Here is a 15,072-nt window from a genome sequence, read left to right on the forward strand (position 1 = left end):
AAACCCCTCTCTTAATGCATTGTAATTGCTATTTTGGCATGATCAATAGCCGTATAAGAGGCCTGATTGATCAGCTCCTGTATATCCAGCATCAGCGCCACTTCGCCCGTACCAAGCACAGCCGACCCAGAAATGCCGGGCAGACCATCAATCAGCGGCCCCAGTGGCTTGATAACCGCCTGCAACTCTCCCTTGAGCTGATCCACGACCAGCCCCATTTTTCGTCCACCCACTTGCACCACAATCACATTCTCACGGCGCAAATCACGTTTTTCCAGGTTAAAGTGCTGTCGTAAACGCAGCAGGGGCAGCACTTCCCCCCGCAAACTGACATAATTTTTGGCATCTGGTGTGAGTTGAATACACTCAATCACGGCATCGAGTGGCACCACATAATGTGAATCACTGACCGACATCAAAAACCCGTCAATAATAGCTAACGTCAATGGCAGTCGGATACGAAAGCTGGCACCATGCCCAGTCCGGTTTTCTATGTCGATGCTACCGCGCAAGGCTTCGATGTTGCGTTTCACTACATCCATACCCACACCGCGCCCAGACAGGTTACTGACCTGTTCTGCCGTAGAGAACCCCGGCTCAAAAATCATTTCCCACACTTGGGCATCAGTCAGTTCTACATCGGCGGCAACCAAGCCTTTTTGTATGGCTTTGGCCACAATGCGTTCACGGTTAAGACCTGCACCGTCATCACAGACCTCAATCACAATCATCCCGGCCTCGTGGTAGGCCCGCAACTCTAGCCGACCCGCAGCAGGTTTGCCGCGTTGCAAACGCAAGGCCGGAGGCTCAATGCCATGATCAATCGCATTGCGCACCAGATGCGTCAATGGATCGGCAATTTTATCGACCAGGATTTTGTCTAACTCGGTGTCGGCACCACCAATGTGCAGCTCAATCTCTTTGCCCGTTTCTTTCGACACATCGCGTACCAAGCGTTTGAACCGATTAAAGGTCTCGCCTATTTCCACCATGCGCAGCATCATGGCACCATCGCGCACTTGCTCTGTCAAGCGTGAGACCATAGAGGCGGCCTCGCGCATGGCCCGGTCTTTGTTGTGCCGGGCTAGCACCCCTACTGCCGAGCTGGCAATGATCAGTTCAGCCACCCGGTTAATCAGGGCATCGAGTTTGTCTGAATGCACACGAATCAGCTTAGCTTCTTGTGCTTGGCGCTGGCGCAACTCGGTTTGCCGTCCAATGGCCCCTTGCACCAATTCAGGCTGTACCGCTTGTTCCTCAATCAGAATTTCGCCCAGTGGGTGCCGCTCCTCCCCAGGCTCTTGGGCTTGTTCGTGCAAGGCGCGTTGCAACTCATGCTCGGTCACAGCGCCACAAGCCAGCAAAATCTCGCCCAACCGCATCCGGTCGGCTGGCAACTCGTCAATCAGGCGTAAATAATCTTCTAATCGACTGTCAGGGGGCAGAATGCGCAGTTCGCAGTCTTGGCTCACAAACTCGAAAATTCCCTCAATCTCGCTTTTGCTGGCATGGCTGGCAAAACGAATTTCAAAGCCCAAGTAGCAGTTTTCTGGTTCGATTTCGCTCAGCGCGGGCAGCGCGTGGGTCAAGGTGCTGATCTGTACGATGCGCCCCAACGTGCGCAGGTGGTAGATAAAAGACGCTGGCTCAAAGCCCTCTTGCATCACACCAGCAGAAAACCGCAAAGACAGATGCCATAACTCATCGCTATTCAGGCTTTCAGGGTTGCTGAAATCCACTTTGGGTAAAGAGGCTACCTGCACCGCTCCGCCCACGCTGCCAGAGGCCTGTTGCAACTGTGCCAACAACTGCTGCTCTTTATGAATCAAGGAGTCGTTGCGTAAACCGCCCGCTTCCATCGCATCGAGCAAATGCCCTACATGGTCACCACTTTGCAACAACAGGCCGATCAGGTCGCTGTTCAAATCCAGCGACCCTTCGCGCACCAGCACCAACAAAGTTTCTAGATGGTGTGTGAAGAGCACGATGTCATCAAGGCCAAACAGGCCTGCCGCCCCTTTGATGGTATGGGCAGCACGAAAAACCGCATTGATCGCTTCTGGATCATTGGGGGTTTGCTCCAGATAAATCAATGCCGCTTCCATATCGGTCAGCAGGCCACGGCTCTCATCAAAAAAGGTTTGCAGTGCGTCGTTCAAATCCATGACTTGCCTTTATGCCGGGTGGTTAGGCGCTGCCGCAACGATCAAGGGATCACCCAGCCAAGCGGCCAGATCGTAGATTTCGATCAACTCCAGCACGGGCGGGCTGTGGCCCAGTAAGCGCAATTCCACCCCATGCGCACGCGCATGGTTTTTGGCGGCCATCAATACCTGTATGCCAGCAGTATCTATTTCGGTCACACCCGATAGATCGACATCGAATGAGACCGGGGTGCGTAAGGCTTCCATCAACACGGTTCGCAACTCGGCTGCGTGGTAGATATTGCAGTCACCACGCAGATGCAGACAGCATTTGTCTCCCGATTGTTCCTGAATGACTTCCATACGACATCCCTTGAGGAAAAGTAAGTTTTAAGGGGCCAAACGCTCACGCAACCACATGCCCTGATCTTGGCGGTAGCGCAGACGATCGTGCAACCGGCTCTTACGGCCTTGCCAAAATTCCCATTGCTCAGGCCGAAGCCGGTAGCCACCCCAGTGGGGAGGGCGGGGCGGCTGCAATAGAAATTGAGCGGCGTGCTTGGCAGCATTGGCCACCAATACACTGCGCCCGGCAATAACCTGGCTTTGTGGGCTGGCCCAGGCACCAATGCGTGAATCCAACGGGCGACTGTGAAAATACTCGTCGCTCTCAGCCGGACTGACTTTTTCCATCACCCCTTCAATACGCACTACACGCTCCAGTTCCACCCAATGGAATTGCAGTGCCGCATAGGGGTTGCCCGCCAGCTCTCGGCCTTTGCGGCTGTCATAGTTGGTGTACCAGACGATACCGCGCTCGTCGTAGCCCTTGATCAACACCACCCTGGTGCTAGGGCGCAAATCACTACCCACTGTGGCCACCGTCATGGCATTGGGTTCGGGCAGTTCTCCTTGGATGGCCTCTTGCAACCAATGGGCAAACTGGTCGAGCGGATTGGCATGGGAGGCCTCTTCGTTGAGTTCGGCACGTTCGTAGCTTTTGCGCAAGCTGGCAATCGCTGAGGAAGGGCTGGTCATGGCAATATCCCCAAGCAATAATCAACGCAAACCCACACCAGCGGCCACATCTGCCCGTTGGATCAATTCAATCTTATAGCCATCAGGGTCGGTAACGAAGGCGATCACCGTACTGCCTCCCTTCACGGGGCCAGCTTCACGGGTGACATTGCCACCGGCAGCCCGGATTTTTTCGCAAGCGGCATAGGCGTCAGACACACCGATGGCTATATGACCATAGGCATTGCCGTGGTCGTAATGGTCGGTGCCCCAGTTATAGGTCAGTTCAATCTCGGCTTGCGCAGGGTTGCCGCCTTCAAAGCCCAGAAAAGCCAGTGAATACTGGTATTCGGGGTTCTCGGAGGTACGCAACAATTGCATGCCCAATACTTGGGTGTAGAAGTCGATGGAGCGTTGAAGATCACCAACGCGCAGCATGGTATGTAGAACTCGCATAGTTAGCAATTGTGCCCCCATCTCAGGAGCGAAACGATGGCAAGCTCAGGCGAACGCAGTTGCGTCCTTTGGCTTTTGCCCGATACATGGCATGGTCTGCACGTTGCAGCACATCATCGATGCTGGTTTCTCCAGGGCCAAACACCGTCACGCCCACGCTACAACTGCAATGGTGTTCTACCACCCGCCCCGGCTGCAATTCGATGGAGTAGGGATATTGCAATTCATGGCGCAGTTTCTCAGCCACCTTGAGTGCATGCAGTTCTGCTCGCAACCGTGATTCATCCAAATCTACCAGCAGCACAATGAATTCGTCTCCCCCTTGACGGGCCACCGTGTCTTCAGCACGCAAATGGCGCTTGAGCCGACTGCCCACCTCCCGCAGCAACAGATCACCCGCTTGATGCCCATAACGGTCGTTCAGTGGTTTGAAATTGTCTAAATCCAGAAACATCAAGGCAGCATGGCGGTGCTGACGTTGCAAGGCAGCAATGGCTACCTGCATTCGGTCTTTTAACAGTTTGCGGTTGGGTAAATCGGTCAGCGGGTCGTATAGCGCCATGCGTTCTATTAGTGCGATCTGCTTGCGGTGTTCAGAAAAATCCCGCAATGTCACCATCAACAGCAGTTCATGGTCAATGTCCAAAGCAGTCGCCACAATCTCTACCGGAATCTGTTCCGCCGTATCCCAACGTTGAATGATGATTTCCGTGCGATAGCTGCGCTGCGCAACGGTTTCGGCAATGATTTGCATGGCCCGCTCTTGTGAAGGGGTGCCACAGGCCTGCTTCTCTGGGGCCAAATCGGCTGGTGTAAAACCCAAAAACTCTTCTTTGCCGGGCAGCCCAAAGAGACGCAAAGCCGCAGGATTGCAATCGATGAAGCGTTCGGGCGTCATCAAAATAACGGCTTCACTGCTGGCTTCAAACAAAGCCCTGAATCTGGCCTCAGATTGCGCCAATGCTTCTTGGGTGCGCTTGATGTTGGTGATTTCTGTCGAAAATCCCAACAACAAAGGTTTCTTTTCATCCAACTCTAAGGGCAACTTGAACGACAGGTAATGCTTGTGCAAGCCATTGTTGGTGCGCAAGGTCTCTTCGCGCTCTAGGCTCTGGCGGCTCGTGAGCACTTCCTCATCCATAGCCCTAAACCTTTGGGCACTGGCCACATCCACCAGATCAAAATCGGTTTTGCCAATGACTTCACCCAGCGAATGCCCCAAGTCTTGGAGTGTCATTTGGTTGGCATAGAGATAAGCCCCATGCCAGTCTTTAATATAGATCAGGGCCGGTAGGTGGTTCAGGATGTTGTCGAGCAAACTTTTACTGTCCAACAAGCTGGCCGCATCGGCCAGGTGACCAGTGATCTCTTGCGAATAACCACACAACCCCACCACTCTTTGCGCATGCTGTATGGGAATACGCACCGTACGAAAACTGCGCCGCTCATCGGATGCCCGCAGCACCATGTGCTCCACCCGCTGATCGGGTTTTCCTAAACGCAACACCTGTTGTTCAGCCACCGTCATGGCTTCTGCTTGTGCGGTGCCAATAAAGTCCGACAGTGAACGCCCTACCAACGCGTCAAGGCCGGTTTCAAACAACCGCAAACCATAAGGGTTCATCCAGACATAGCGGCCGTGGCTGTCTTTGATAAACGCTGCCATCTCGATGCGGTCGGTCAAAATGGCCAACCCCAAGCGACGCAATTCAGCAGCAGAAAGGGGTGTCTCCAAAGTCATGTACTGGCTCCTCAACAGGGTGCTTGTAGAGGATGGTACATATATTTACACATCACGGGGAAGCGAAATACGCTCCCCCGCACACCACAGACCTCAATGGGAGGAATGGGCATCCTTTTTCAGTGACAGTACCACCGATGTACCGATGATGGCTGCCACCACGCCCAGCGACACACCGACTGGAATCTTGTACAGATCCATCAGCATCATCTTCACACCAATGAACATCAGCACCATGGCCAACCCGTACTTGAGCAACGAGAAGCGATCTGCCATGTCAGCCAGCAAGAAATACATGGCGCGCAAACCCAAGATGGCAAACACATTGGAGGTCAACACGATAAACGGGTCGGTCGTGATGGCGAAAATGGCGGGAATGGAGTCCACCGCAAAGATGATGTCACTGATCTCCACCAGCACCAGCACCAAAAACAACGGCGTGACATAACGTACCCAGCGCACATCACCATGCGGGCCACAGACTTGCTTCTGAACAAAGAATCGCTCGCCGTGCAGCTCGTCCGTCACCTTCATGTGCCGACGAATCCAGCGGATGACGGGGTTGCTAGCCAAGTCGGGCTCCTTGTCCGCAAACCACCACATCTTGATGCCTGTGACCAGCAGAAAAGCGCCAAACACATAGAGCAACCAATGGAATTGCGTGATCAGCCAAACACCGGCAAAGATCATGATCGTGCGCAAGACGATGGCCCCGAGTACACCCAAGACCAGCACCCGCTTTTGCAATTCCAGCGGGATAGCAAAGAAGCTAAACAGCATCAGCCAGACAAAGACGTTATCGACTGCCAGTGATTTTTCTATCAGGTAGCCGGTCACAAACGCCAGTGCCTTCTCGTTGGCAATCTCGCGCCCTGCGGTGCTGTCAAGGTACCACCACAAAAGTGCGGCAAAGAGCATGGAGACGCTCACCCAGATGCCAGACCAAGTTGCCGCCTCTTTAAAAGAGACGCGGTGCTGTTTGCCACCACCGACCACAAACAGGTCGATGGCCAGCATCACAAGGACGATGGTGAAGAACCCCGCCCACATCCACCAAGTACCGATGGTTTCCATTGTGTTGTTCCTTGTTGAACTTTTGGGTTGAAGAGAGAAAAAACCTAACGCTGGCGGATTATTCAGGTGTTCTTATTTCTAATAAATCAGATATAAGTTTATTTTTAGTTCGTAAAAAACGAAGTGTCTTATGCTCAACTATCGCCATCTGCATTACTTCTGGATCGTTGCCAAGGAAGGGGGATTTGCCCGTGCTGCCGAACGGCTGGATATGGCTATCCAAACCATCAGCGTGCAAGTGCGTGAATTGGAAAAATCGCTGGGGCAGCAACTGTTAAAACCTGCGGGTCGTGGCGTGGCCTTGACAGAGGCGGGCAAGGCCGTCTTTGCTCGGGCAGAAGAAATTTTTCAGATTGGTCAGCGGCTAGAAGACGAGGTGCGCCAAACCAGCTCCGGCTCCACGATTAGGCTGGCTGTGGGGCTGTCCGATGGGATTTCTAAACTGGCAGCCCATGCCCTGCTATGGCCCGTGCTGCGCACAGGTGCGTTGCGGCTGTTGTGCCATGAGGGCGAGTTTGAACAGTTGCAAAGTGAATTGGCCCAGCACCACCTTGATGTGGTATTGGCCGGACAGGCAGCCCCCCCCAACCCCAACCTGCGCTTGAGCAGTGAGCGCCTGGTGTCATCCCCCGTGGATTGGTATGGCCCTGCCAGCTTGGTGCAAACCTGCGACACCACCCAATTTCCGGCCCTGTTGGAGCAGGTGCCGGTGCTCTTGCCCACTGCCCATTCGGTGCTACGCAGCAGCTTGGATCGCTGGTTTGAGGAGCAAGGCCTGCGGCCCCAGGTGGTTGGGGAATTTGAAGACAGCGCCCTCATGACAGTATTTGCAGCACGCGGCTTGGGTGTTTTTCCTGTCAGCCGTTTTGGTGCTGATGATGTTGGCCTGATGCCCGGTTTGCTGCTATTGGGCCGTTGTGAAGACATCCATGAAGAAATCCACGCCATTTATGGCCGCCGGGGGCGGCAACACCCCTTGGTGCAGCAACTGCTGGCCCATACCAGAGGGTAAATGCGCCTATCTTCTGGCTTCTCACAGCACAAGATTGGGAGATAAGGGTGATTTAGCGACAAATGGCGGCATGTTCGTTGCAACCCTTTTGGAGTGTTGCTTACCCACATGCAATCCAGCATAAAAACAGCCATCTCCTGTTATTTTTTGCCGAATTTGCACTCATTTGTAGCCATCTCTTTTTATCTGTTTATTTTGCGCTTTGGCCTTTTCATATCTGAAAAATGCTGCATAGAATCGCGCCCCACGGCAGATGTGACTGCCGGTTTCAAGGTGAATTTCCATGACGCAGCAGGTACCAGCGCCACAGGTATGCCCAGTGCATATCCATCGCCCTAGCGATCCGACAGTAGGAGGCAAACACGAAATGGCATGGACACTGGAGCAAATCCAAGCCCTGCTAGAGCTGCCATTTCATGCATTGCTGTGGCAAGCGCAGCAGGTACACCATGCCCATTGGCCGGCGGGGGAAGTGGAGCTGGCCACCTTGTTATCTGTGAAGACTGGGGGCTGCCCAGAAAACTGCGGTTATTGCCCGCAGTCTGCTGCATTCGATACCGAGGTGCAGGCTGACAAACTCATGGCCCCAGAAGAAGTGCATCAGGCGGCACTGGCCGCACGGGAGGCAGGGGCAACACGCTTTTGCATGGGTGCCGCTTGGCGTGCGCCCAAAGACCGAGACATTGAGAAAATGGCAGTGCTCATCCGCACCGTCAAGAGCCTCGGTATGCAAGCCTGTGCTACCTTGGGCATGCTGGAGGCACACCAAGCACAAGCCTTGAAAGCAGCGGGCTTGGACTACTACAACCACAATCTGGATACTGCCCCCGAGTATTACCAAGAGGTGGTCTCCACCCGTGCGTACCAAGACCGGCTGAACACTTTGTCTGCGGTGCGCGAAGCAGGCATCCGTGTCTGTTGTGGTGGTATTGTGGGCATGGGAGAGATGCCCGTGCATCGGGCGGGGCTGATTGCACAACTGGCTAACCTACGACCATACCCCGAATCCGTGCCAATCAACAGTCTGGTGCGGGTGCCAGGCACCCCTCTCGCAGAGAGTGATCCTATAGACCCTTTCGATTTTGTGCGTGTGGTGGCGGTCTGTCGCATCACGATGCCCCAAGCCCGCATACGTCTGTCGGCTGGCAGAAAACAACTGGGAGACGCAGTGCAAGCCCTGTGTTTTTTGGCTGGTGCCAACTCTATTTTTTATGGCGACAAATTGCTGGTGACGGGCAACCCAGATGTGGAGGCCGATGCCGCCCTGTTGTCCAAACTCGGGCTGGTGCCCTGCAAAACCACGGTACAGGCCTGAGTGCAGCATGCTAGTCACAGACGATTGCATGGGCTGTGCCATCAAGGCTGTCAGCCTGACCCGTGGTGGCCGCACGGTGTTTCAAGGTTTGGATGTCAACCTGCAGGAGCATCGGATTGGCCTGATTGGGCACAACGGTGCTGGCAAAACCAGTCTGTTGCGGCTGCTGTGTGGGCTAGAAACGCCACATGCAGGGCAGGTGCTGGTGCAAGGGCAAGACATTTACGCCCACAAGCCCACGATGCCTCGCGCCCGGTTGATAGGCATGATGTTCCAGAACCCTGAAGATCAAATTATTTTCCCAACGGTAGAAGAAGAGCTGGCGCTGAGCTTGCAAACTTTGTCGGGTCTGGGTCGTAAGGCTGCACGTCAAAGTAGCCATGCTTTTCTGGAAACCTATGGGTTGCAGCACTGGGCTTCGCGCTCCATTGGCAGTTTGAGCCAAGGCCAACGGCAATGGGTGTGCTGGCTCGCCATGTTGCTGGCCCAACCACAGGTTTTGTTACTGGACGAGCCTTTTGCCAGCCTGGACTTGCCGGGCCAAATCGCGTTGGCCCACGCCATCGACACCTGTGCGCAGCAAGTGATTGTGTCCACCCATGCGTTAGACCATGTGCGTGGTTTTGAGCGGGTGATTTGGTTGGACGCTGGACGTATCTGCGCGGATGGGCCGGGAGACGAGGTATGCCGTGCATACGAGTCTGCCGTGCAGGCACAAGCGCCTGCATGGGGCGTGAGCAGCCCAAGGAGCACTTGATATGGGCAGCTTATACAGCCAGCACATCACTTGGCTGCACCACTGGTCGGCAGGTATCAAACTCTGGTGCATCGCCTGCATAGGCTCTGGGATCTTTTGGGTAGATGGACTCGGGCCGCTGGTTATTACGGCTTTGTTCTGCATGGGATTGCTGTGCAGCCTCGGGCAGGCCATGCGTGCCATGCGGGGTTTGTTGACATCGTTGGGGCTGGCTGCACTGCTGATTGCAGGGTTCCACGCTCTCTGGGGCCAATGGGAAGTTGGGGTGACCAGTGCGTTGCGCTTGGCTTGCGCCGCTTGTCTTGGCATGGCCCTGACCGTGACCACCCGCAGCAGTGATTTGATCGATGTTCTGGAACAGGTGCTACGCCCTGCCCAATGGCTGGGGCTGCACCCAGAACGGATTTCTTTGCAACTGGCGCTGATGCTTCGTTTTGCCGAGCACTTTTTTGTTCAATGGCACAAGCTTGATCAAACCTACCGCTTGCGCACAGGCCAATCTGGCGGACGGCACCTGCTGGCGCCGTTGATTGTGCAACTGCTCCAGACTTCTCGGCGTGTGGCCGACGCGCTTTTTCTCCGTCTCGGCCCCTAAATTGTGTGATCTGAACTTGGAAAAACAATATGAACTACACCTTTGATCGAAATGAGTCTTATTCTTTTACTCTAATTGCTTTGTTTGCTGCCTTGATGGCCGTGATGGGCTTGATCCCCAAAATCGATCTGCCCTTTGGCGTACCCATTACCCTGCAATCTTTAGCCACCATGCTGGCGGGCTGTTTACTGGGTGCCCGCCGGGGCTTTCAGTCTGTGGCACTGTTTCTGTTGGCTGTGGCGGTGGGGCTGCCCCTGCTGGCAGGGGGGCGGGGGGGGATTGGTGTGTTCATGGCACCATCTGCCGGTTATTTGCTGGGTTACCCTGTGGCCGCATTGGTCACGGGGTTGGTCATGCGGTGGTTGCCATGCGTCACCCCCCGGCAAGCGGGCGTCAGTGCTTTTGTCGCTGCTGCGGTAGGTGGAGTTTTTGTCCTGCATCTCATGGGAATTGCGGGCTTGGTGCTCGTCGCCCAGATGGATGTCATGAAAGCCATGTGGGTAGATTTGGCATTTGTCCCCGGTGACTTGGTCAAATGCGTGCTGTGTGGCCTGATTGTGCACACCGTGTCCAAAGCCATGCCCGACTGGCGCTTGGGGGGCCAACCTTGAGAGCCATGTCTGGGCACCCACACGAATCCTTCTCTACATTGCATGGCCCCCTGGATTGGTGGGCGCGCCAACGCCCAGAAGTGGTGGCGTTGCGCAATGAACACACGGCGCTGAGTTTTGCCCAACTGCATCAGCGGGTTCATTCTAGGAGGGCAGCAATAGACAGCCAAAATCTGCCAGAGACAGTGCTGTTGCCTACCACGATGGGTGTGCTCGACACCTTGATTGAATTCTTGGCCGTGATCGCCTCGGGCCGATGTGCCGCCCTTGGTGATCCTGCGTGGCCCTCGCATATCTTGGCCGAGGTGGCCGCCAGCATTGCCGGGCTACCCCAGCCAGCACATCTACGGGCAGCGGCGGCCATCCCCCCCGCGTTGGCCCCTTGTTATATTGGGTTTACCTCGGGCAGCACGGGCCAACCCAAGGGCTTTCGCAGAAACCATTTGTCTTGGACAGAAAGTTTTCGGGCCAGCGTGACAGATTTTGGTGCCTGTGCCACAGGCCCAGTAGCGGCTCCGGGTCGCTTGTCGCATTCGTTGTTTTTGTTTGGCGCCATGATGGGACTATGGACTGGTGCAGGCGCCGTCGTCCAAGAGCGATTTTCTGCATCGGCAACGCTGGCGAGCTTGGCCCAAGGGCAGGCTTGTGTGTTGCTGGCGGTGCCTAGCCAACTGCTGCTCATGCTCGATACCGCACAACGCCAAGGACACCCCCCCATCGCCTCTACCACCTTGATTCTGATCAGTGGTGCCCGCTGGATGCGTGAACAGACCCCGCGTTTGCACACACTTTTTCCTAACGCCCGTTTGATCGAATTTTATGGGGCATCAGAAACCAGTTACGTTGCTTGGCGAGAGGCCGATGGTGCCAATGACTCGCAGGTGGTGGGGCAACCCTTTAGCAATGTAGAGCTGCGTATTGGAGATTGGCCGGTAGGCACACCCTGCGCAACGGGCACAGCAGGGCGCATTTGGGTGCGCAGTCCTATGCTGTTTATGGATTACGTGCATACCCAAGACCCTACTGCCGCCATACGCCATCACGATTGGTTGTCGGTAAGGGATATGGGTTGGCTCGATGCACAAGGGCAGTTGTATTTGTGTGGTCGTGAGAACCGGATGCTCGTGACGCAGGGCAAGAACTTTTTCCCAGAAGAAGTGGAGTCTTGCTTGCTCACCCACGGCGAGGTGGGTCATGCCAGTGTTCTGGGTCTGCCAGACAGGCTGCGTGGTTACCGTATCCATGCTGTGGTGCAACTCAAGGAAGGTGCCCACCCCGTTCCTAAGACAGCCCTCACGCATCTGTGTCGCCATGCCCTAGAACCGTATAAAACGCCACGGCGGTGGTGGCTGTGGCACGGCCCTTGGCCCCTGACCCGCAATGGCAAAACCGACCATGCAGCCATTGCACAAACGCTGGCATCCTTAGTAGGAAGCCCTGACTCTTGGACACAAGAGGGCATCACACCATGGCATTGACGGGTGGCGGCTGGCCCATCCTTGGGGGGGCGCGCAGTGCTGTCGCTCCAGTGGGCGGGGCTTTGTCCAAACTGGCAATTCATGAATTGGCCGCTCCTGTGATACAGCATTTGCTCGCGCAAATCCAGCTTCCGGTCAGTGCCGTTGATGCGCTGGTGTTGGGGAACGCCTTGGGGGCCAACGGCAACCCAGCACGCATGGTGGCACTGGCAGCAGGCTTGTCCACAGCCTGTCCAGCGATGACGATCGACACCCAATGCTGTTCAGGACTCGATGCCATCACCCAAGCCTGTGGCTTGCTGGCCTTGGGGCAGGCGCAAGTGGTGATTGCAGGCGGTGTGGAGGCCTGGAGCCGTGCCCCCATACGTATGCACCGGCCTGTGCAACCAGGCGAGATCGCCCAAAGATATGAGCAGCCTGCATTTGCACCGCCCCCCTTTCGTGATCCAGACATGCTCGAAGCAGCTGCCGACACGGCCCAGCACCTAGGAATCAGCCGCCAACAACAAGATGCCTACGCCATACAAAGCCACCAACACGCCATGCAAGCAGCACAGAGGATAGCTATGGAAATAGTGCCCGTGGCAGGGCTGGCAAACGACACTTATCCCCGCTTGATGCTGGCGCAACGTGTGGCCCGTATGCCCGCCATCCAGCACCGCCTACACGACACGGGTTTGGACTGTAGCCTGTCAGTGGTCGGCATTTCACCCAAAGCCGACGGTGCCGCTTTTGTCGTGCTAGCCACACCACAAGCATGTGAACGATGGAATTTACAGCCACAGGCTCGGTGGTTAGATTCTTTGAGCCAAGGCAGCTCCCCCGAAGCGCCCATGCTGAGCGTGATTGGCCCGGTCAAGAGCTTGCTCCAACGCCACCGCCTTCATCCTAAGCAGCTAAGTGCTTTTGAGTTGCATGATGCCTTTGCCGGACAAGGATTGGCCTTGTGCGATGCGTTAGGCATCTCTACCAGATGCATCAATCGACAAGGTGGCGGGCTGGCCAGAGGGCATCCCATTGGTGCCTCAGGCGCTATTGCTTTGGTTCGGGCGCTTAGCCAAATCAAACACGCCCACCCGCAGGCTCGGGCCATAGCCTGTGTGGCTGGAGCAGGCGGGTTAGGCACAGCAACCCTGTTAGCCCCTTGGTGATCCTCTATGCAGAGACACGTTTTATGAATACCTACGAGCGTTTGGTGCGTGACCGCCATTCTGTGCGCGCTTTTCTGCCCAACCCTATTCCCTTAGCCACTGTGCAACACATCATGACCACGGCCCGATGGGCCCCGAGTGGTGCCAATTTGCAGCCAGGGCATTTTTGGTACTTGCAAGGCGAGAGACGAGCGCATTTATCGCACGCCTTGTGTGCGGCCTTTCGCGCCGGGGTGCGTGAGCAGGAGGAATACGACTATTTTCCCCAACCCATGCCCATGCATTTGCGCAAACGCCAAGTGAGTGCCGCCCAAGCACTGTATGGTGCTTTGGGTGTGGAGCGGGGCGATACCCAAGCCAGAGCAGCCCAATTTGAGCAGAACTACCGTTTTTTCGATGCGCCGGTCGCACTGGTAGTCACCATACACCGGGACTTTGGCAGCGGTGGTTTTATGGATTTGGGTATGTGCCTGCACAGTGTGATGCTGGCAGCACAGGCCCAAGGGCTGGCAACCTGTGCTATTGGGGCACTTGCGAGCTACCCCCAACTGATCAAAGAATGTTTGGGGTTGGCAGACGATCAAATCGCGGTGTGTGGCTTGGCGATGGGCCAGGAAGACACGCAGCACCGCATCAACCAAACGCGCACCCAACGTTTGGACATGGCTGATTATTTCAGCGTCTTATGCTGAAGGGGCATACGGCCTTTGCCTAGGCTGCGCCGCACCGGGCGCAGCACACGCGAGGGGGCGGACAAGCTCCGGCCCGTAGCAGTCAACTCCGGCTGGCTTTGCCGTTGCGCCAACAACAAGGCTGCCTGCGTTGCCTGCCCTTGGGCATTGGCCAACTCCTGCCGCAATGCCGCCACCTGTGCTTGCTGCTGCTGATCCTGTTGTTGTTGGGCTGCCAGTTGTTGCTCCAACCGCGTCTGCAAACCCGCACTGTGGCGCTCTTGCTCCTGGAGTTGCTGCACTACTTGTTTGGTGTGTTGTCGCGCCCGATCCACTTCCGCCATCCAGCGACGCTCATGGTTGTGGTGACGCTCCTCCATGGCTTGGCGTTCGGCATCGGCCTGCGCTTGAACTGCTTCTATACGCAACTGCAATGCAGCATGTTGGGCCGTCAGTTTCTCTAGCAGCCCATGCTGGGCCGTGATCTCGGTTTCCCGCTGGGCCAAACTGCGCTGGCTGGCTTTCCAACGCTCATTGCTTTCTTGCAACTGCTGGGTGCAAAGTTGTAGCGACTCCTCCATCGCCTGCAAACGCTCACCCAAGGCGATTTCGCGGGCATTCAATTGCGCCCGGTCTTGTTCCAGTTGTTGGGACTGTGCAAGCAAGGCATCCCGGTCAGCACGGTAGGCAGCAGCGGCCAACTGCTCCGCCTCGTGGCGGGCTTGCTGCCACCAATCTTGTGATGCCTGCCATAAGGCAGGTGGCAAGCCATGCATCTGCTCCTGCGGTGCCTCTCCCCCCTGAAGCCGCTGCCCCAATGCACCAAACCAACGCTCCAGCATCGGACTCACGGTGTTGGGCGAACCCCGGCCTATGCGCTGGCGTATGCGCTCAATGGTTGGCCGCAAGCCTTCATGCAACAAGGCATCAGCTGCTTGGGCTACATCTTCGTACTGGATGCCTCGGGGCGTAGGGAAGGGAGTATTCATCAGAATCAGGGCTTTGGTGGAAAATAGCCCACGATAAGAAATGGTTATCGTGATCTATTTT

15 protein-coding genes are annotated in these 15,072 nt (G+C 55.9%); 8 read left to right on the forward strand and 7 right to left on the reverse strand.

Going from position 1 to position 15,072, the window contains the following annotated elements; genetic code table 11:
* Positions 1 to 11: 11 nt before the first annotated feature.
* From ACYVB2_RS06400 to ACYVB2_RS06425, 6 genes are all read right to left on the reverse strand, one after another.
* Entirely contained in the window at positions 12 to 2,165 is a 2,154-nt protein-coding gene (locus ACYVB2_RS06400) for a chemotaxis protein CheA (protein ID WP_382430365.1), read from the reverse strand.
* 9 nt (positions 2,166 to 2,174) lie between these two features.
* Entirely contained in the window at positions 2,175 to 2,507 is a 333-nt protein-coding gene (locus ACYVB2_RS06405; RefSeq protein WP_382430363.1) for an STAS domain-containing protein, read from the reverse strand.
* Between the two features lie 27 nt (positions 2,508 to 2,534).
* The gene (gene pdxH, locus ACYVB2_RS06410) at positions 2,535 to 3,182 is read right to left on the reverse strand and encodes a pyridoxamine 5'-phosphate oxidase (RefSeq protein ID WP_382430361.1); all 648 of its coding nucleotides are present in this window, start codon (positions 3,180 to 3,182) and stop codon (positions 2,535 to 2,537) included.
* A 21-nt stretch (positions 3,183 to 3,203) separates the two neighbouring features.
* Positions 3,204 to 3,617, reverse strand: coding sequence for a lactoylglutathione lyase (gene gloA, locus ACYVB2_RS06415; RefSeq protein WP_382430359.1), 414 nt, complete (start codon positions 3,615 to 3,617; stop codon positions 3,204 to 3,206).
* A gap of 22 nt (positions 3,618 to 3,639) precedes the next feature.
* The gene (locus tag ACYVB2_RS06420) at positions 3,640 to 5,358 is read right to left on the reverse strand and encodes a sensor domain-containing protein (RefSeq protein WP_460535766.1); all 1,719 of its coding nucleotides are present in this window, start codon (positions 5,356 to 5,358) and stop codon (positions 3,640 to 3,642) included.
* A gap of 93 nt (positions 5,359 to 5,451) precedes the next feature.
* On the reverse strand, positions 5,452 to 6,432 hold the full coding sequence (locus ACYVB2_RS06425) for a TerC family protein (protein WP_382430355.1): 981 nt from the start codon (positions 6,430 to 6,432) through the stop codon (positions 5,452 to 5,454).
* A gap of 130 nt (positions 6,433 to 6,562) precedes the next feature.
* On the opposite strand from ACYVB2_RS06425, the gene ACYVB2_RS06430 reads away from it, so the two are divergent.
* The 8 genes from ACYVB2_RS06430 to ACYVB2_RS06465 all read left to right on the forward strand — a co-directional run bounded on the left by ACYVB2_RS06430 (position 6,563) and on the right by ACYVB2_RS06465 (position 14,043).
* A complete protein-coding gene (locus ACYVB2_RS06430) occupies positions 6,563 to 7,444 on the forward strand; it encodes a LysR family transcriptional regulator (protein ID WP_382430352.1) in 882 nt (293 codons plus the stop codon).
* Positions 7,445 to 7,727: 283 nt separating this feature from the next.
* Positions 7,728 to 8,759 (forward strand): biotin synthase BioB, encoded by a 1,032-nt coding sequence (gene bioB, locus ACYVB2_RS06435; RefSeq protein WP_382430350.1) that lies wholly within the window; start codon positions 7,728 to 7,730, stop codon positions 8,757 to 8,759.
* A 7-nt stretch (positions 8,760 to 8,766) separates the two neighbouring features.
* Positions 8,767 to 9,516 (forward strand): energy-coupling factor ABC transporter ATP-binding protein, encoded by a 750-nt coding sequence (locus ACYVB2_RS06440; protein WP_382430348.1) that lies wholly within the window; start codon positions 8,767 to 8,769, stop codon positions 9,514 to 9,516.
* 1 nt (position 9,517) lies between these two features.
* Positions 9,518 to 10,111 carry an energy-coupling factor transporter transmembrane component T family protein gene (locus ACYVB2_RS06445; RefSeq protein ID WP_382430346.1) on the forward strand — a complete coding sequence of 198 codons (594 nt, stop codon included), beginning with the start codon at positions 9,518 to 9,520 and terminating at the stop codon, positions 10,109 to 10,111.
* A 29-nt stretch (positions 10,112 to 10,140) separates the two neighbouring features.
* The gene (locus tag ACYVB2_RS06450) at positions 10,141 to 10,722 is read left to right on the forward strand and encodes a biotin transporter BioY (RefSeq protein ID WP_382430344.1); all 582 of its coding nucleotides are present in this window, start codon (positions 10,141 to 10,143) and stop codon (positions 10,720 to 10,722) included.
* 5 nt (positions 10,723 to 10,727) lie between these two features.
* Complete coding sequence (locus ACYVB2_RS06455; protein WP_382430342.1) at positions 10,728 to 12,200, forward strand: AMP-binding protein; 1,473 nt, start codon at positions 10,728 to 10,730, stop codon at positions 12,198 to 12,200.
* Entirely contained in the window at positions 12,191 to 13,351 is a 1,161-nt protein-coding gene (locus ACYVB2_RS06460; protein ID WP_382430340.1) for a thiolase family protein, read from the forward strand. Before ACYVB2_RS06455 ends, ACYVB2_RS06460 begins: the two co-directional genes overlap by 10 nt.
* A gap of 23 nt (positions 13,352 to 13,374) precedes the next feature.
* Positions 13,375 to 14,043 carry a nitroreductase gene (locus ACYVB2_RS06465; protein WP_382430338.1) on the forward strand — a complete coding sequence of 223 codons (669 nt, stop codon included), beginning with the start codon at positions 13,375 to 13,377 and terminating at the stop codon, positions 14,041 to 14,043.
* On the opposite strand, the gene ACYVB2_RS06470 is transcribed toward ACYVB2_RS06465, so the two are convergent.
* Positions 14,022 to 15,011 carry a DNA-binding protein gene (locus tag ACYVB2_RS06470; protein WP_382430336.1) on the reverse strand — a complete coding sequence of 330 codons (990 nt, stop codon included), beginning with the start codon at positions 15,009 to 15,011 and terminating at the stop codon, positions 14,022 to 14,024. The genes ACYVB2_RS06465 and ACYVB2_RS06470 overlap by 22 nt on opposite strands.
* Between the last annotated feature and the right edge of the window lie 61 nt (positions 15,012 to 15,072).

Source organism: Giesbergeria giesbergeri, from assembly GCF_054779375.1.

Bases quoted from the DNA above. Each gene is read 5' to 3' on its own strand.
- ACYVB2_RS06400 (WP_382430365.1), bottom strand. From the start codon at position 2,165: ATGGATTTGAACGACGCACTGCAAACCTTTTTTGATGAGAGCCGTGGC.
- ACYVB2_RS06405 (WP_382430363.1), bottom strand. From the start codon at position 2,507: ATGGAAGTCATTCAGGAACAATCGGGAGACAAATGCTGTCTGCATCTG.
- pdxH (WP_382430361.1), bottom strand. From the start codon at position 3,182: ATGACCAGCCCTTCCTCAGCGATTGCCAGCTTGCGCAAAAGCTACGAA.
- gloA (WP_382430359.1), bottom strand. From the start codon at position 3,617: ATGCGAGTTCTACATACCATGCTGCGCGTTGGTGATCTTCAACGCTCC.
- ACYVB2_RS06420 (WP_460535766.1), bottom strand. From the start codon at position 5,358: ATGACTTTGGAGACACCCCTTTCTGCTGCTGAATTGCGTCGCTTGGGG.
- ACYVB2_RS06425 (WP_382430355.1), bottom strand. From the start codon at position 6,432: ATGGAAACCATCGGTACTTGGTGGATGTGGGCGGGGTTCTTCACCATC.
- ACYVB2_RS06430 (WP_382430352.1), top strand. From the start codon at position 6,563: ATGCTCAACTATCGCCATCTGCATTACTTCTGGATCGTTGCCAAGGAA.
- bioB (WP_382430350.1), top strand. From the start codon at position 7,728: ATGACGCAGCAGGTACCAGCGCCACAGGTATGCCCAGTGCATATCCAT.
- ACYVB2_RS06440 (WP_382430348.1), top strand. From the start codon at position 8,767: ATGCTAGTCACAGACGATTGCATGGGCTGTGCCATCAAGGCTGTCAGC.
- ACYVB2_RS06445 (WP_382430346.1), top strand. From the start codon at position 9,518: ATGGGCAGCTTATACAGCCAGCACATCACTTGGCTGCACCACTGGTCG.
- ACYVB2_RS06450 (WP_382430344.1), top strand. From the start codon at position 10,141: ATGAACTACACCTTTGATCGAAATGAGTCTTATTCTTTTACTCTAATT.
- ACYVB2_RS06455 (WP_382430342.1), top strand. From the start codon at position 10,728: ATGTCTGGGCACCCACACGAATCCTTCTCTACATTGCATGGCCCCCTG.
- ACYVB2_RS06460 (WP_382430340.1), top strand. From the start codon at position 12,191: ATGGCATTGACGGGTGGCGGCTGGCCCATCCTTGGGGGGGCGCGCAGT.
- ACYVB2_RS06465 (WP_382430338.1), top strand. From the start codon at position 13,375: ATGAATACCTACGAGCGTTTGGTGCGTGACCGCCATTCTGTGCGCGCT.
- ACYVB2_RS06470 (WP_382430336.1), bottom strand. From the start codon at position 15,011: ATGAATACTCCCTTCCCTACGCCCCGAGGCATCCAGTACGAAGATGTA.